We start from the raw sequence: 15,556 nt of genomic DNA on the forward strand, positions 1-15,556 counted from the left end.
CCATGGACTTCTATAAGGCCTTCACTTCAGAAGTTATAAGCAATCGGAAAAAAGCTGATAACGAATTTACCTCTTTTTACAGGGAGGCGACGCCAGACAATTGGGACAGTGAGCTTTTTTTCAAACTCACACTTAACCACCAGATGGCCAATTCCCTTGATCAGGATCACGCCAAAATTGTCAATCAGTCGCTCAAAACCACCATTGACCATTTCAATTAAATGAAAGATTTAATTCATGACTGGCTGAGTAATAAAAAAGAAGAACATCTGACATTATTTGAAGAGGAGGATGAAGTCACCTTGATATATCAGAAAACCGTTTTGTTGCTTGCCGCCCAACTGACGTCAACACGAGCTGACGGCGTGGTTCTACAGTATTGGGCGCGTCTGGGCGCCGCTAGCCTCGCGCATTTCCAGGGTGCACTCGCTCAGAAACCAGACACTGGTGCGCTTTGGCTTACTCAGATTCTGAAAGGCAAACTGAGTGAGGCGGATGTGCTCGACTGTCTGGCGGACTTACTCAATCAACGCGATGCCTGGCGAGCTATCTTCGCACGTCTTCGCCGTCCCTCCCTGAGCGCCAGGCCCATCCCGTTACGTTCACAGCTGTACTAACCAGAGTACTCCCCATGAATAACAAGACCCGCGAGCGCAGGAGTCTGCGTTTTGATTCGCCCGTTGTTTTATCCAAACGTATCCGTTGGGGCGGCATCGGCCTGCTTTGCTCGCTATTGATCCCGCTAAGCAGCGCGTTAGCTGCCGTTCCCCAAGAATGGAAAAACACCGCCTACGCCTACGAGGCCGAACACAAACCCCTGCGCGATGTACTCGAAGACTTCGCCCAGACCTTTGGCACCCAACTGCAAATCGAGGGGCTGCTGGAAGGCAACGTCAATGGCAAGATCCGCGCGAATACCCCGCAGTCGATGCTGGACAGGCTATCCGTTGAGCATCGTTTTCAGTGGTACCTCTACAACAACACTCTGTTCGTCAGCACCCTCGACCAGCAGGAATCCGCGCGCCTTGAAGTTTCTTCTGAAACCATTTCAGACCTCAAGCAAGCGCTCACCGATATCGGCTTGCTCGACAGCCGATTCGGCTGGGGTGAGTTGCCCGAAGATGGCGTGGTGCTCGTCTCCGGTCCTCGGCGCTACATTGAGCAGATCAAGCAGTTCAGCAGTCAACGCCGCTCTCCGGATGAAAAACAGAGCGTGCTGAGTTACCCGCTGAAGTTCGCGAATGCGGCGGACCGTCATGTCGATTATCGCGGCGAGAAGCTTGCTGTCCCGGGCGTTGCCAGCATTCTGCGCGGGCTGCTGGAACCGCGGTCCACCTCGGCGCCCTCGTCGCTCTCGGCACTGAGCCAACGTCCCACGTCACCACCCGCACCGCTCACACCCAACATTCCCCGCTTGGGTAATCCGTTGCTGGGCCAGATGCTCGGGGCCAACGCCAACCCGGCGCAAATGGACCTCGGTCCCACGCTCACCTCACGCGCACCGACCTCCAACAGCCGGATTCGCGTCGAGGCCGATATACGCAATAACGCCGTGCTGATCTATGACCTGCCGGAACGCCAGGCCATGTATCGCGAGCTGATCACTCAACTCGATGTGGCGCGCAAGCTGGTGGAAATCGACGCGATCATTCTCGATATCGAGCGCACGCAGTTGCGTGAGTTCGGGGTGAACTGGGGTTTCCAGAACAGCCGCTTCCGCGATGGTGCCAACGTGTCGCCGGGCACCTCGTCGCAACTGACGATTGAAAATCGCGATCGCTTCTATGCCGACATACGCGCATTGGAAGCCAAGGGGCTGGCAACCATGGTCTCCAACCCTTCGGTGCTCACCCTGGAAAACCAGCCGGCGGTCATCGACTTCAACCGCACGCAATACCTGACGCCCGGTAGAGAGAACGCCACCATTTTGCCGGTCACCGTGGGCACCAGCTTCCAGGTCGTACCCCGCGTCATCACCAGCCGTGGCGGCCATCAGATCCACTTGGTGGTAGATATCGAAGACGGCAATTTCGACGAGACCAATCCCCTCCCCGGCAACCTGGATGTCCGTCGCGGCAAAGTCAGCACCCAGGCGGTGATGGCGGAAAAGCGTTCGCTGGTGGTCGGCGGGTTCCACGTGACTGAAAGCACTGACAAGCAAAACAAAGTCCCGCTGCTGGGGGATATCCCGCTGCTGGGCAAGGCACTGTTTTCCTCGACCGAACGGCAGAACAATCGACGTGAACGCCTGTTCATCCTGACCCCGAGGGTCATCGGCGACCAGGCCGACCCCTCGCGCTACTTGCCCCAGGCCGACCAGGTTGATTTGCAGGCCGCGCTCACACCGCTGGCCAGGCGGTATGCCCCTCACCAGCCGGTGATCAAGCGCAGCGACATCATCAGCACCCTGGCGCACCTGGTCAGTGGCGAAGTCCCCAAGGCCTTCAAGGCTGCACCGATGCCGTTGGGGCTGAACACCTTATGCAGTACACGGGATTTGCTCGCGCTGAACACCGAGCGCAGCCAGTGGTATGCGGGTCCTGAGTACAACGTGGCCGTCGTGGTGCTGCGCAATCAGTTCAAGCGCAATGTGCGTATCGACGAAAAGGAATGCAGCAACTCGCAGACCCTGGCCGTCAGCGTCTGGCCGCGCGCCTGGCTCAAGCCTGGCGAAGAAGCCGAGGTATTTATCGCGATGCGCCCCGTCGTAAAGGATGAACACCTCAGTGTGCCCCGCCCCTCCTTGATCACTCCCGCTCAAAAGGCTACGCCATGAAACACCGCTTACTCTGCGTCACCCTGATCAGCACTGCGCTGCTCGTCGCCGGCTGCACCCCCACCTGCAAGGGCGACTCGTGCTCTCGCCCGCAATCGAGCCAAAACAAAATGGTGATCTGGTGGCCGGCGCAAATGCGCGTCGAGCCTGGTCCTGCCGGGGAACGGGCGGACTATCAAACGATCTCGCTCGAACGATGAGCCTCCCGGAAATGCCCGACGCACAACGCCAGGTGTTTCTGCAGAATCTGGTGAGCGGCACTGCCGCTCACCTGTCACTCGCGCCTGGAATCAAGGTGTGCAAACAGCAAGCCGGCCAGCAGCCGGGGCTGGCGTTGCATGTCGCTCGCGAAGTGCTGCAACCGGGGCAACTGCAATGGGTACTGGAGCGGCGCTTTGAGCATGCGACGTTGTACGATGGCTGTTTCATCTACCTCGACGCCCAGCACGCCCTGGTGATCTGGCACGCACTGCCTGCTGTGCCTGGTACGCTCGACAAGGTCCTCAGTCGGATGTTGTCGCTGGCCAACCTGAGCGCCCTGGACACACCTTCCAATCGCTGATCAGCGGCGCTCAAGCTCCGGCAATTCCAGGGTCTCGCGCTTGGCTTCATCGTCCAGTTCGCGCAAGGTGCGATAGATCAGCGCCACGGCCTGCAGGGTTTCACGAGGAATGCTTGCGCCCAGCTGTTTCGTATAGAGCATGCGAGCCAGCCACACACACTGGATCACCGGCACGTCGGCGGCCTTGGCTCGTACGATCAACGCGCGGGCCTCGGCGTCGGTGCCTTTGCTGATCAGCAGCGGCAGCGGCGTCTTACCGGGCCGGTAGTACAGGGCGACAGCAAAGTGCGTCGGGTTGACCACCAGCATATCGGCCTCCTCCAGCTTGGGCAGCTTGACCTTCGGCTCCTCCTGGGCCAGTTGGTGCGCCAACGCGCGGCGCTGGCCTTTCACATGGGGGTCGCCTTCCATGTCCTTGTACTCCTTGACGACTTCCACCTGGGTCATGCGCATGCGCTTGGCAAAGAAGTGCTTCTGCAAACTCAGGTCGATCAGCGCCAGCACCAGTAACAGTCCGAGACAGGCGTGCAGCAAGTGACGAAACAGGGCTATCAGCGCCAGCAGGTAACTTTGCAGATCGCTGTTCGCCAGGTTGATCAACACCCCTAACGAAGGCCAGACCACCAGGTACACAATCAGGCCGATAAGAAATGCCTTGGTGATGCTCATCAGCAGATTCATCACCGACTGGGCTGAGAACATCTGCTTGACCTGGCTGACCGGGTTGAGCCGATTGAAATCGAGCTGCAGGGTTTCCGGCGCGAACAGCAAACCGAATTGCATCCAGCTGCTGATCAGCTTCGTGGCAATCACCACGCCAACCATCAACAGGGAGAACGAGAAAAACATGACCAGCCCATCAACCAGCACTTCTTCCAGCGCTCGTGCGAACGGCTGGTTGAAACGCGACATCGGCAACACCATCATTTGCTGGAAGCGTTGCAGGCTGGTCTCGGCGGTGAACAAGGCGATCTCACTGATGGCCGTGAGCGCCAGTAACTTGGGGACGTCCTGACTTTGCGCGACCTGGCCTTTTTTGCGTTGGTCGCGCAGCTTCTTGGCTGAAGCCGGGTGCTTCTTTTCGCCTGAATCACTCATGGCACCGCGGCCTTGAATAACAGCCCGAGTGAATGTTTAAGGTCGCCCAACTCGAGCATGCGCCCGACAATCAGGTCCTGCAGCAGCGCAAAGTACAGCAGCACAATGCCAATACCGGCCAGGCTCTTGACCGGCGGCGCCAGCGTACTCACCTGCAATTGCTGGCTGTAAACCCCCAGCAGCGCAATACCGAACTCCAGCAACAGCAGCACCGCGATGAAGGGCGCGGCGTACAACATCATGTGCGTGAAGGTATCGCCAAGCAGGCCGACGAACACACTCATGCCATTCGGCGCGGGGAGTGGAAACCATACGGTGGGCGGCCAGATCAGGTAGCTGTCCCAGATCACCTGGGTCAAGGCGCCCAACCCCAGGCTGACCATCAGCAGGAAAATCGCCAGTTGCTTGAACAAGTGCCCGATCGGCGTTGCATCCGGCCCCAGTGAAGGGTTGAGTTGGCCACCGGCCAAGGCGCCGCGCTGGTTATCCAGCAACGCCCCCACCGCCTCGAACATCCAGAACGGCATCGCCAGCAACAGCCCCAACAACACACCCAGCGCCACTTCCTTGAGCACCAGGGCACCGAGCATCAGCGCCGAGTAATCCTGGCCCTCCAACGCCGCATGGATACCCGGTGCGGGCATCAGTGCCATGACCATCACCAGGGTGTGCCGGAGCATGCCGCGTATATGTTGAAAACAAAACGCCGCCACCAGAATGCCGCAGGGATAGATACGCGCCATGCCGATCACCAGGCTGGGCAGGAACTCAAGATAGAACAGCACAGGCAAACCCTCAGTTCAGGGCCGAACGGCCGATCATGTCGAAGGTCAGGTTGATCAACTGGATCAACTCCACACCGATCCAGCGTCCCGTCATGATCAACGTGATGCCCACCGCTACCAGCTTGACGCCAAAGGGCAGCGTCTGGTCCTGTATCTGCATCAGCGCCTGCACCAGGGAAGTCAGCACCCCCACCACCACCGCCACGATCAACGGTGGCGCGGACAGCACCACCACCAGCAACATGCCCTGCTTGAACAGCACGATAGGTTCCATAAGCCACTCAGAGATAGGAAAGGAACAGACTGTCGAGCAACCGTGACCAACCGGACACCAGCACGAACAAGAGCAATTTGAGCGGCAGGGAAATGGTCATCGGCGAGACCATTTGCATGCCCAGCGCCAGCAGCAGGTTGGACACAATCAGGTCGATGACGATGAAGGGGATGTAGATCAGGAAACCGATCTCGAACCCCGCCTGCAGTTGCGACAATACGAACGCCGGGACCAGCAGGATCAGGTCCTCGCGCTCCACCTCCTGGGCCATTTTTGGCGGCCACAGGCGTGCGGTGTTTTCCAACAGATGCGTCAGCACGTCCGGGTCCACGTTGCGCAGCATGAAGGCCCGCAACGGCTTGATAGCCTCTCCACCGGTCTGCAGTACCGTTTGCACATTGCTCATGTCCAACGGCGACGCCTTGACGCTTTCGGCGATTTCGTACCCAACCGGCGCCATGATAAATAGCGTCGCTGCCAAGGCGATGCCATTGATGGCCATGCTCGGTGGTACCTGCTGCACACCGATGGCGTTTCGGGTAATCATCAGCACGATCACAATCTTCAAGAACGATGTGCAGATGACCAGCAACATCGGCATCAACGTCAATGCCCCAAGAAACAGCGCAAGAACGAGGGGATCGAGCCCCTGGAGTATCATTGGCCGAACAACACACGGGATAACTGCAACCCCAGGCGCCCGTCGACTTCCACCAACTGCCCCTCGCCAATAGGCCGATCACCGTAGTAAAGACCGGCCATGCCAGGCGCGTAGCCGCTGATGCCCAATACCGAGCCGGGCCCCAGGTTTCGCAGCTCGCCCAGCGTCAGGTTCAACGTCCCGCAGCGCACATTCAGCGCCATGCTCAGCTCATCGAATGGCTCATGGCCGAAGACATCCACCACCGGCTCGTCTTCCTCATACCCCGAGTAATGGGGCGCTGCAAACTCTTCGTCCACGGACGTGTCCTCAATAGAAGTAAGGGTCAGACACAAGGGCCCGCAAGCATCATCGATGCACCCATGCAGCCTCTGTTTTCCAACCTGTATGTAGCCGTTGCCCTGGGCTTGAAAAAAACCCTGCTCAAGCAGCAGCACATCACCGGTACGCAGGCCACGCGCCTGGGCTATCGGCAATTGCAAACGCCCAAGGGTCACCGCGAGTGCCAGTTGGAACGTTGCCGGCATGGGTGCGGCAGTGGCGCGCCACGGTCCCGCCTCGCATAACGCCAGGAAGCTCTCGGGCGCCAGCCACATATAGCTCGCGACCCGTGCGGCCCCCAGGGTTACGCTGAGTCGGCAACCAAAGCCCTTGGGGCGATCGGTCTCCAGTAATCGCATGTAGCCCAATAACGCGCTCACCTGCGGGCTCAGGTGATGCTGGAACAGTGCCCAGAACCACGAATCCGGATCGTTGCCGGAGGGCGCCAATGTCACTGGGCACTCCCCCAGCAAGCTGAGCAGCGGCCCCGCTTCCGCAAGCGCCAGCACGCCACACACGGTTTCAAAGCACACCGCCTTGGCCCCTGCGGACGCGCGCCCCGGCTCCAGCCGCAGCTCACCGTCCTGGCCGGCAACCTGGAACGCCAGGCACAAGCCGCGCCCCAGTCGATGGCGTGCGGCAACGGTATCGCTCTTGATCAAAGGTAAGGTCAGCAGCGGCACTAGCATGCGCACCCGGCGTCAGGCACAAGCAGATTGACCGGCCGCCCCAGCGCGCCGGAAAACCGCTCCTCACACTGTTGTCGCACACCACTGAGCCAGCGGGCCGTGGCGTCATGCTCCGCTTCCAGCTCGATGGTCCAGGCACTCTGCTCACGGTGCACGCTGGCCTTGATCCGCCCCAGCCGGGGCAGGTACAACACGGCCTGCAGTGGCCATTGGGCCCCGGCCTGTATGCGCGGTGCCAGTTGTTCGGCGAGGGCCTCGATCATGGCGACACTGGCCGGTGTCTTGATTCCCGCCAGGGACGCTCCCGACCCGGTGCCTTCATCGTTATCGGTAAACAACTGAGCGAACAGTCGACCCTGCTCCCACTCCACCGCACCGGTGGCCCGTGGCTCACGTTCCTCACGCGCGTCACGTGGACGTGGCCGCTCGCTGGGTTTATTTGAAACCTGGTTCATATCGGCTCCTGAGCCAGTAAAAGAGACAACTCCTGAAGTTTCTCCACTTGCCGCAGGCATTCGGTGACCTGTTTCTGTGCCGTGCCGACACGGCTTTGCTTGTCGTCCTGCTGGCCCCGCAACGCCTCCAACTGGCCCATTTCTCGCCGGGTACTGGCCGATAACGAGCGCTCCTGCGCGCCCCAGGATTTCAGGGCCTTGAGCGTCATCACTTGGCCTTGATGCCGACTGAGCAACTCGGCACTTTGCCGGGCCTCCTCCAGTCGCGTGTGCTCAAGCGCATCCTGGGCCTGTTGGATATGCGCAAGCAGAGCCTGCTGGGCGCGCTTGGCTTCGCGCAGTGCCCGCTCGGCCCGATCGGCGCGATGCCGACGCAGGCGCCGCAACGTCTCGACGTCCGCTTGCAACACATCAGAATGGGACATGGGTGGTCAGCTCCTTGAGTTGCTCCAGCGTCACCATCATCGGCGTGGGCTCGCGCAGATCCTGACGCAGGAACCCATCGACCGCCTGACGGCTGTCCACCGCCAGGTCGGTAAGGGCATCACTGCCGGGTTGGTACTCACCCAGCTTGAGCATCAGTTCGATCTGTTGATAAGCCGACAACAAACGGCGCAAACCGGTACCGGCCTGGATGTCTCCAGGTGTCGCCACGTTGCTTAAAATCCGCGAAAGGCTCGCCAGCACATCCACTGCCGGGTAATGCCCGCGCTCGGCCAATTTGCGTGACAGCACGATATGGCCGTCGAGCAGCGAGCGCACTTCATCGGCCACCGGATCGTTCATGGAGTCCTGCTCGATCAGCACCGTATAGATCGCTGTGATCACGCCGTCACGCGTCAAACCGGCGCGCTCTACCAGCCGTGGCAGCAGGCTGTACACCGAGGGTGGCAAACCGCCGCGCCCCAAGGGTTCGCCAGCAGCCAGGCCGATTTCGCGCTGGGCCCTGGCAAAACGGGTCAGCGAGTCAATCAGCAGCAATACCCGCTGCCCCTTGCGCCGGAACCCTTCGGCCAATGCGGTGGCCGTGAAGGCTGCGCGGGCGCGCTCCATGCTGGAGCGATCGGAGGTGGCACACACCAGCACCGCTTTGGCGCGCAGTTGATCATCCAGTTCGTGGTCGAGAAACTCACGCAGCTCGCGACCCCGCTCGCCGATCAGGCCGAATACGATGACATCGCACTCCACGTTACGGGCGATTTCGGCCAGCAAAGTGGTCTTGCCGCACCCCGCACCGGCGAACAGGCCTACACGCTGACCTTCGCCAAGCGTCAGCAAGCCATCGATCGAACGCACCCCGGTCGCCAGTGCGCGGTGGATCCTCGGCCGCTCGGTGGGCAACGGCGCTTCACACAACACGGCACTGGTGTCCGGCAGGTCAGACTCGACAAACGCACTGGGGCCCTCCCCCGCAATCGGTCGACCGAACCCATCCAGCACCTGCCCCAGCAGGGCATCGCTGACCTGCACCCGATGCGATACCCCCAGGCGCTCCACGCTGGCGCCCACCTTCACGCCTTCAAGGTTGCCCAAGGCGCTGAGTACCGCGTCCTGGTTATCGAAGCCGATGATCTCGGCCAGCATGAATTCCCCCGGGTTTTTCTCCACCTGGCACAAGTCACCGATACGCGCCTGGGGCAGCCGGCACTGCAGCAGCATGCCGTTGACGCGCTGGATTCGCCCGCGCACCGTCACCGGTGCAAAGTTGCTCAGTGATTGCGCCTGGCGCTGCTGCCAAACGTCGAGCCGCGCTTGCAACTCCGTACTCACCAGCGCACCTCGTAACGCTGCACACCATCGAAGACCACCTTGCTGTTGTCGATCAGCACCAGTCGCAACCCTTCCACTTCATCACCGACAAACAGCCGGCTGCCCTCGTCCAGGACCACATGGCCATTGGGCCCTCCGACGATCTGCACAATCCTGAACGGCAGCGCCGAGTCACGTGCCCGCACACGGCTGATCACCGGCACCGCGCTGTCGAACTGCTCACCAAAACGGGCGAGCATGCGCGCCACCAGTTCCACATCGTCCTGGGAGACATCCCCATTGAGCGCGACCTGGCCATTGATCACTTGCAAGCTGACTCGCTGGCCCAACTCACGCTCGCTGAGCATCTTCAGCAGCTGCTGGCGCACTTCAAACGGCGATGCCAATTCGTGTTTCTGAACCACCGGCGGCATCAAGGACGCCTGTGCATCGTGCTCCCCGGTGGGGAGCATGCTCATCACCGCGATGATCACCGCCACGACCAGCACCAGGCTGATCAAGCGCTTTTGCTGCGAATGGGATATGGACGACAACTTCAGCGCCGGCATGGGTTCAGTGGCGGGCGGCGGTGGCGCTTGCACGGGGGCTGCAGCCTGCGGCCAGGGCTGATCGGCCAAGGTGACACACAAGCGCACGCCTCCGACCGAAAACGGAACACCCGGCACCAGGCTCGCAATCTGTGCCAGTACCTGTCCTTCGGCGCTCTGCAACAGCCCGGCCTCGGCCTGCACCGACCACTGGGCATCGATAAGCCGCAGTCGCGCATGCAGCTCGACCACCTCGGGATCATTGAGTACCAGGTCAGCGTCCAGATGGGCACCGATGCTCCACTGCTCCCCAAACAGCGGCAACGCAGCACCCTGGCGCTGTCCATCAAGCACGCGTAATTCAAACATCACCGCCCCCTCCACGCTGGCCAACGCCAAAGACTCATGCCACTGCACCACGCATGAGTTCGTCCTGGCCCAGGTCGATACGTCCGAGCACTTTGACTTTGGAGGTGCTGCTCAACTCGGCAAACGACAGCACCGGAACATGGTTGAATTCTTCCAGCAGCAGAGTGCGCAAAGGGCTGCGCAGGTCCTGCGCAACCAGCATCACACTCTTGCTTTTTGCCCTTATCGCAAAGGCCTGATTGAGCAGGTTGATCAACGCCGCGCTGTATTCGTCCTCAAGGGCGAAGAACACGCCGGTCTGGGTTTGGCGAAGTGCCTCGCGCAGGATGTTTTCCGAATGCGGCGACAGCAGCCAGGCATGCAGACCGTCGGCCTCTCGGTACTGATGGAAGATCTGCGCCTTGAGGGCGATGCGCGCATAGTCGGCCAGGGCTTCCGGTTCACGCTCATGCTGGCCGTACTCGATCAGTGACTCGACAATCAGCCGCACAGCCCGCAGTGGTACGCCTTCGCCGGCCAGGCGTTGCAACACCGCCGAGAAGCGCGACAGCGGCATGATGCGCTGCAGCTCCTGCACCAGCTCCGGCTGGTTATGCTCCAGCCAGCCGAGGATCGACTTGCTCTCCTGGATCCCCAGGAACTGCGGCCCGCTGAGCATCATGGCTTTTTTCATGCGCTCGAGGATCAGCTCCGTCGACGTGAAGCGCTCCAATTGCGGGTCATCCAGCAACGGATCATCGGGCGCCAGCCAGACCCAGCCCTGTTCATCGCGATCGACCAGCCCCGGTATCCCATCAGCCGGCTCAACCGTCAGCGCCTGGCTGTCGACCGCCAGGCGACTGACGACCGAAGCCTTGACCATCGGCACTTCATGCACACAAAACCGCATTTCATCGTTGGCCAGGGTGTCATCGAGTTCGACTTCGAACGGCGGCAACGTCAGGCCGATGTTGGCGACCAGTGAATTTCGAGACTGGCGGATGCCATGGATAAGCTCGGTGACTTCGCGCGTCCCGCGCAGCGCCGCGGGAAATTGCAGCAGGTAGGGGCGCGAAGGATCGAACCCGCGAAGATCCTCCTGGCCATTTTCTTCGGGACGAACCGCGGGAGCCGCCTCAGCGGCGGGCGTAGCCTCTTGCTGACGCTTGCGCATCAGGTAATAACCCAGGCCGCCGGTGATCAGCGCAATGAAGATAAATACCCCGGTCGGCATACCGGGGACAATTGCAAACGCGAGCATGCCCACCGACGCAATCATCCAACTCTTGGGCTCACTGGTCATTTGCCGGGCGATTTCGGCGCCCATGTTACTCACCCCCCTGCGTGCATCCGGTGCCACGCGGGTAATGATCATGCCGGCGGTCAGGGAGATCAGCAGCGCCGGGATCTGTGCAATCAGTCCATCGCCGATGGTCAACACCGAGTACAGAGCCATCGAATCAGCGGCACTCAAGCCGTGCTGGAACATACCCGTGGAGAAGCCGCCCAACAGGTTGACGACCACGATGATCAAACCGGCGACGGCGTCACCCTTGACGAACTTCATGGCGCCATCCATGGCTCCGAACAGTTGGCTCTCGCGGGATAGCTGCTCACGCTTGTCGCGTGCCTGCGCTCCGTCGATCAGGCCCGCGCGCAGGTCACTGTCGATCGACATCTGCTTGCCGGGCATTGCATCCAGGCTGAACCGCGCCGCAACCTCGGCGACCCGCTCCGAGCCCTTGGTAATCACGAGGAAGTTGACCAAAGTCAGGATCAGAAAGATCACCATCCCCACCGCCAGGTTGCCCCCCACCACGAAATTGCCGAAGGCCTCGACGATGTCTCCGGCGTCCTGTTCCAACAGGATCAGGCGCGTGGTCGCAATCGACAGCGCCAGGCGAAACATGGTGGTCAACAGCAGGATCGACGGAAACGAGGAGAACGCCAGGGGCCCCGGCAGGTACAGCGCCAATACGATCAACAGGCAGGAAATGCAGATATTCAGCGCGATCAGAATGTCCACCAGCCAGGTAGGCAGCGGCACGATAAAGATGAAGACGATGGCCAGGACCACGACGGCGCCCAGCACTTCGGCGCGCTGGGCAACTTTAAGCAATACACGGTTGATGGCCAGCAGCACGGTCACGCCAGGGACCTCGGCACCACGGTAAATCGTGTGCGCCCGCGCAGGTGCAGGTCCAACTCGTCCATCACGGCCACGAGTCGCTGCAGCGTGTCCTGGCGTACTTGCCTGTCAGGCCACAAGGCCAGGGGTAACTGCTTGAACAGCGGATGAAGCGCGTGAAGGGCGACCAGTTGACGCAAGGCCGGACCACCGCCCAGGTCATGGCCCAAGGTCAGGAGTTCAGTGGAGTCGATGCCGCTGCCGGCGTAAGTCAGCATGCGCTGCAACAGCTCCACCGGGTCATGCGCGATGGCCAGGCGCTCGATCAATGCCCGACAACCCGCCCACACGCCATTCAACTGCCCGCAGCTGTTCAGACTCAGCAACAAGGTGCGCAACAGCGGCAGCGGCCTCGACGACACCAATGCCGCAATATCATCCGCCAAGGCCTTGCGCATCGCCTGGAGGCCAACATGAAACCGCTCGCCACCGTAGAGCCTGAGCAGTTCCTTCATCATCAAGGTCGGGGATTGCCGCACGACCACGCTGGCGTAGTAGAGCATGCGCAGCTCCTGACGCGCCTGCGGATCGAGACCGGCCACCTGCAATGACAAGGCGGTGTTCAGGCCCGCCTGGATTTCGCCTTTGAACCCGACCTCCAGCCTGGCAATGGCCTCGCGCGCCAGGGCCGCCTCGGTCGGGCGCGATTCAGCGTCCGCCTGGGCCGCCACATGCTTGAGGACCACGAACGCGCGTGCAGGGTCTCCGCCCGTGAGCGCGAGCAGCTTGCTCACCGCAGGCTGTTGTTGCAATTGCAGCCTGAGGCGACGCGAAATGGCTGCCAGGGTCGCCTGGGCCGGATGCCCCAGTTGTTCGTAAAGCTGAATGATCTGTTGGGCCGGGGGCACACGCGTGCCTATCTTCCGCTCGCCCAACAAGCGCTGATTGACTTCCACTTCCTGACTGAACAGATACGCGAGTTCATCCACCCCTTTGTCGGGCACCGGCACGGAGGTCTTACTGATGACGGGCGACTCAAGGCGCGGGATGGCGTGCACATCGCTTTTGGAATTGACGTCTATGGGCATAGTGTTCAGACCGGCACAGGAAGAGTGTTTCCCTGTGTGGCGAAACAGATGCATACGGTTCCATTGCATTCCACATCAACGCGCACTTGAAAAGACTTGCACAAAGCCTCGTCGAGAAGTGCAAGAACTTGCTCAAAATCGACTCAATTCAAGATATTTCTACATATAAATCAATGCTTTATTAGGTTTTTCATGATTGGCACAGGCAGTGCTAATGGGTTCCTGTCGACATCCTTTCGACTGCGTCTACCCAAAGGAAAACATCATGAATATCCCTATTGATGCTTTAGCTCATCTCGTTGGCAGCTCGCCTCAATTCATGCTCCACCTGACCGACGACCAGCAAAAAAAACTCCGGCGTTTCATTCACAAGCGTGTGCTCAATCCGGAAGATGCGGACGACCTTCTGCAATTGACCTACCTTGAGGCCTGGCGCAATCGCGAACGGTTCAGCGGCACGGCAACCCTCAGCACCTGGATGTGCGGCATCGCGCAGAACCTGATCCGCAATCACTTTCGGCGCATGTATGCCAAGCCTGTGCATTGCGAATTCGATGAGTCGCTGTGGCATGGCCAGGAAGAAAACAACAGTCTGGATTGGGAGTTCGAGGTCAACCGCCGCCTGGAAAATACCCTGAGCGCGATTGACCACCTGCCGCCCGAAATGCGTAAAACGCTGTACGCCTCGCTGGAAACCGACGGCAGCTACCAGGACACTGCCGACGTGCTGGACATTCCGATCGGTACCGTTCGCTCACGCCTGTCGCGGGCACGCGAACAACTCAAACGCGTCACCCGCAATTCGACCTACCCGTAGCACAAGCCTGGTGTTGGGCGGCAGGGATATCTGCCCAACGCCCTCAGGACTTGCGGGTACGCGGCAGGAAGATCGCCAGCAGCCCGAACAACGGCAAGAACGAGCACAGCGTGTACACGTACTCGATACCATGAATGTCTGCCAAGTGCCCGAGCAGCGCCGCGCCGATCCCACCGAAGCCGAACATCAGCCCGAAGAACACCCCCGCAATCATCCCCACATTGCCCGGCACCAACTCCTGCGCATAGACCACGATGGCCGAGAATGCCGAGGCCAGCACGAAGCCGATGATCACACTGAGCACGCTGGTCCAGAACAAGTCCACGTGAGGCATCAACAAGGTAAAGGGCGCCGCGCCAAGGATCGAAAACCAGATCACCGCCTTACGGCCGATCTTGTCGCCAATCGGCCCGCCAAAGAACGTCCCCGCCGCCACTGCACCGAGAAACAGGAACAGATGCAACTGCGAGCTGGCGACCGACAGGTCGAACTTTTCGATCAGGTAAAAGGTGAAGTAACTGGTGATGCTGGCCATGTAGAAATACTTGGAAAACACCAGCAGGCCCAGCACCACCAACGCGCTCATGACGCGCTTTTTCGACAGGCCATGAGTGGCCGCCTGGCCGGCCTTGAGCTTGAACAGATTGAGGTGGTTGCGGTACCAACGGCTGATGGCATACAGCACCACCAGCGCAAAAATTGCGAACAGGCCGAACCACGCCACATTGCCTTGCCCGAAAGGAATGATGATCGCTGCCGCCAGCAACGGGCCGAATGCAGAACCGGCATTCCCGCCAACCTGGAACGTCGACTGCGCCAGGCCATAGCGCCCGCCCGAAGCCAACCGCGCCACACGGGAGGCTTCCGGGTGAAAGGTCGAGGAGCCGATACCGATCAGGCCGGCCGCCAGCAATATCAGCGGGAAACTGCCCACCTGGGACATCATCAGAATGCCCACCAGAGTGCAGATCATCCCGCATGGCAATAGAAACGGCTGCGGATGCCGGTCGGTGTAATAGCCCACCCACGGTTGCAACAACGATGCGGTGAGCTGGAAGGTCAGGGTAATCAGCCCGACCTGGGTGAATGTCAGGCCGTAGCTGGCCTTGAGCATCGGATAAATAGACGGCAGCACCGACTGGATCAGGTCGTTGATCAAATGGGCCAGCGCCACCGCGCCGATGATGCGCATCACCAGCGGGCTGGTCTGTCCGGTGGTCGTGGGGGTGTTCAAAGCCATGGGAAGGTTTCCGTACC

General features: G+C 60.4%; 17 protein-coding genes. 5 read left to right on the plus strand and 12 right to left on the minus strand.

Going from position 1 to position 15,556, the window contains the following annotated elements:
• Positions 1 to 221: 221 nt before the first annotated feature.
• From C9990_RS27590 to C9990_RS27605, 4 genes are read left to right on the plus strand one after another with little or no spacing between them, the layout of a single operon-like run.
• Positions 222 to 617: a type III secretion protein gene (locus C9990_RS27590; protein ID WP_106805211.1), complete on the plus strand. Its 396-nt coding sequence runs from the start codon at positions 222 to 224 to the stop codon at positions 615 to 617.
• A gap of 14 nt (positions 618 to 631) precedes the next feature.
• Positions 632 to 2,776, plus strand: coding sequence for a type III secretion system outer membrane ring subunit SctC (gene sctC / locus C9990_RS27595; protein ID WP_106805212.1), 2,145 nt, complete (start codon positions 632 to 634; stop codon positions 2,774 to 2,776).
• Entirely contained in the window at positions 2,773 to 2,976 is a 204-nt protein-coding gene (gene hrpT, locus C9990_RS32865; protein WP_106805213.1) for an HrpT family type III secretion system protein, read from the plus strand. The genes sctC and hrpT overlap by 4 nt, the downstream gene beginning before the upstream one ends.
• Positions 2,977 to 2,987: 11 nt before the next feature.
• Positions 2,988 to 3,338: a transcriptional regulator gene (locus tag C9990_RS27605; protein ID WP_065900478.1), complete on the plus strand. Its 351-nt coding sequence runs from the start codon at positions 2,988 to 2,990 to the stop codon at positions 3,336 to 3,338.
• Here the strand turns inward: C9990_RS27605 and sctU are convergent, their stop codons facing one another.
• From sctU to C9990_RS27660, 11 genes are read right to left on the minus strand one after another with little or no spacing between them, the layout of a single operon-like run.
• Positions 3,339 to 4,436, minus strand: a complete 1,098-nt coding sequence (gene sctU, locus C9990_RS27610) for a type III secretion system export apparatus subunit SctU (protein ID WP_106805214.1) — start codon at positions 4,434 to 4,436, stop codon at positions 3,339 to 3,341. It lies immediately after the preceding gene.
• Positions 4,433 to 5,221 (minus strand): type III secretion system export apparatus subunit SctT, encoded by a 789-nt coding sequence (sctT, locus tag C9990_RS27615; protein ID WP_106805215.1) that lies wholly within the window; start codon positions 5,219 to 5,221, stop codon positions 4,433 to 4,435. The genes sctU and sctT overlap by 4 nt, the downstream gene beginning before the upstream one ends.
• 10 nt (positions 5,222 to 5,231) lie before the next feature.
• Entirely contained in the window at positions 5,232 to 5,495 is a 264-nt protein-coding gene (gene sctS, locus C9990_RS27620) for a type III secretion system export apparatus subunit SctS (RefSeq protein WP_065900472.1), read from the minus strand.
• A 7-nt stretch (positions 5,496 to 5,502) separates the two neighbouring features.
• Entirely contained in the window at positions 5,503 to 6,156 is a 654-nt protein-coding gene (gene sctR / locus C9990_RS27625) for a type III secretion system export apparatus subunit SctR (RefSeq protein WP_106805216.1), read from the minus strand.
• Complete coding sequence (locus C9990_RS27630) at positions 6,153 to 7,166, minus strand: FliM/FliN family flagellar motor switch protein (protein WP_106805217.1); 1,014 nt, start codon at positions 7,164 to 7,166, stop codon at positions 6,153 to 6,155. The genes sctR and C9990_RS27630 overlap by 4 nt, the downstream gene beginning before the upstream one ends.
• Positions 7,160 to 7,621, minus strand: a complete 462-nt coding sequence (locus C9990_RS27635; protein WP_106805218.1) for a type III secretion system HrpP C-terminal domain-containing protein — start codon at positions 7,619 to 7,621, stop codon at positions 7,160 to 7,162. Before C9990_RS27635 ends, C9990_RS27630 begins: the two co-directional genes overlap by 7 nt.
• Positions 7,618 to 8,046, minus strand: coding sequence for a YscO family type III secretion system apparatus protein (locus C9990_RS27640; protein WP_065900464.1), 429 nt, complete (start codon positions 8,044 to 8,046; stop codon positions 7,618 to 7,620). Before C9990_RS27640 ends, C9990_RS27635 begins: the two co-directional genes overlap by 4 nt.
• On the minus strand, positions 8,033 to 9,391 hold the full coding sequence (locus C9990_RS27645; RefSeq protein ID WP_106805219.1) for a FliI/YscN family ATPase: 1,359 nt from the start codon (positions 9,389 to 9,391) through the stop codon (positions 8,033 to 8,035). The genes C9990_RS27640 and C9990_RS27645 overlap by 14 nt, the downstream gene beginning before the upstream one ends.
• Complete coding sequence (locus C9990_RS27650; protein WP_106805722.1) at positions 9,388 to 10,287, minus strand: FHA domain-containing protein; 900 nt, start codon at positions 10,285 to 10,287, stop codon at positions 9,388 to 9,390. Before C9990_RS27650 ends, C9990_RS27645 begins: the two co-directional genes overlap by 4 nt.
• A gap of 34 nt (positions 10,288 to 10,321) precedes the next feature.
• The gene (gene sctV / locus C9990_RS27655; protein ID WP_106805220.1) at positions 10,322 to 12,415 is read right to left on the minus strand and encodes a type III secretion system export apparatus subunit SctV; all 2,094 of its coding nucleotides are present in this window, start codon (positions 12,413 to 12,415) and stop codon (positions 10,322 to 10,324) included.
• Entirely contained in the window at positions 12,412 to 13,476 is a 1,065-nt protein-coding gene (locus tag C9990_RS27660) for a TyeA family type III secretion system gatekeeper subunit (protein ID WP_177410383.1), read from the minus strand. The genes sctV and C9990_RS27660 overlap by 4 nt, the downstream gene beginning before the upstream one ends.
• Positions 13,477 to 13,747: 271 nt before the next feature.
• Here C9990_RS27660 and C9990_RS27665 point away from each other — a divergent pair, with 271 nt between their 5' ends.
• A complete protein-coding gene (locus C9990_RS27665; protein ID WP_065900458.1) occupies positions 13,748 to 14,299 on the plus strand; it encodes an RNA polymerase sigma factor in 552 nt (183 codons plus the stop codon).
• A gap of 43 nt (positions 14,300 to 14,342) precedes the next feature.
• On the opposite strand, the gene C9990_RS27670 is transcribed toward C9990_RS27665, so the two are convergent.
• Complete coding sequence (locus tag C9990_RS27670; protein WP_065900456.1) at positions 14,343 to 15,539, minus strand: MFS transporter; 1,197 nt, start codon at positions 15,537 to 15,539, stop codon at positions 14,343 to 14,345.
• Positions 15,540 to 15,556: the final 17 nt, after the last annotated feature.

Source organism: Pseudomonas sp. S5D5 (genome assembly GCF_003013355.1).
GTDB lineage: Bacteria > Pseudomonadota > Gammaproteobacteria > Pseudomonadales > Pseudomonadaceae > Aquipseudomonas > Aquipseudomonas aylmerensis.

Bases quoted from the DNA above. Each gene is read 5' to 3' on its own strand.
- sctS (WP_065900472.1), bottom strand. From the start codon at position 5,495: ATGGAACCTATCGTGCTGTTCAAGCAGGGCATGTTGCTGGTGGTGGTG.
- sctC (WP_106805212.1), top strand. From the start codon at position 632: ATGAATAACAAGACCCGCGAGCGCAGGAGTCTGCGTTTTGATTCGCCC.
- C9990_RS27635 (WP_106805218.1), bottom strand. From the start codon at position 7,621: ATGAACCAGGTTTCAAATAAACCCAGCGAGCGGCCACGTCCACGTGAC.
- sctU (WP_106805214.1), bottom strand. From the start codon at position 4,436: ATGAGTGATTCAGGCGAAAAGAAGCACCCGGCTTCAGCCAAGAAGCTG.
- C9990_RS27650 (WP_106805722.1), bottom strand. From the start codon at position 10,287: ATGTTTGAATTACGCGTGCTTGATGGACAGCGCCAGGGTGCTGCGTTG.
- C9990_RS27665 (WP_065900458.1), top strand. From the start codon at position 13,748: ATGAATATCCCTATTGATGCTTTAGCTCATCTCGTTGGCAGCTCGCCT.
- hrpT (WP_106805213.1), top strand. From the start codon at position 2,773: ATGAAACACCGCTTACTCTGCGTCACCCTGATCAGCACTGCGCTGCTC.
- C9990_RS27640 (WP_065900464.1), bottom strand. From the start codon at position 8,046: ATGTCCCATTCTGATGTGTTGCAAGCGGACGTCGAGACGTTGCGGCGC.
- C9990_RS27630 (WP_106805217.1), bottom strand. From the start codon at position 7,166: ATGCTAGTGCCGCTGCTGACCTTACCTTTGATCAAGAGCGATACCGTT.
- C9990_RS27670 (WP_065900456.1), bottom strand. From the start codon at position 15,539: ATGGCTTTGAACACCCCCACGACCACCGGACAGACCAGCCCGCTGGTG.
- C9990_RS27590 (WP_106805211.1), top strand. From the start codon at position 222: ATGAAAGATTTAATTCATGACTGGCTGAGTAATAAAAAAGAAGAACAT.
- sctR (WP_106805216.1), bottom strand. From the start codon at position 6,156: ATGATACTCCAGGGGCTCGATCCCCTCGTTCTTGCGCTGTTTCTTGGG.
- C9990_RS27605 (WP_065900478.1), top strand. From the start codon at position 2,988: ATGCCCGACGCACAACGCCAGGTGTTTCTGCAGAATCTGGTGAGCGGC.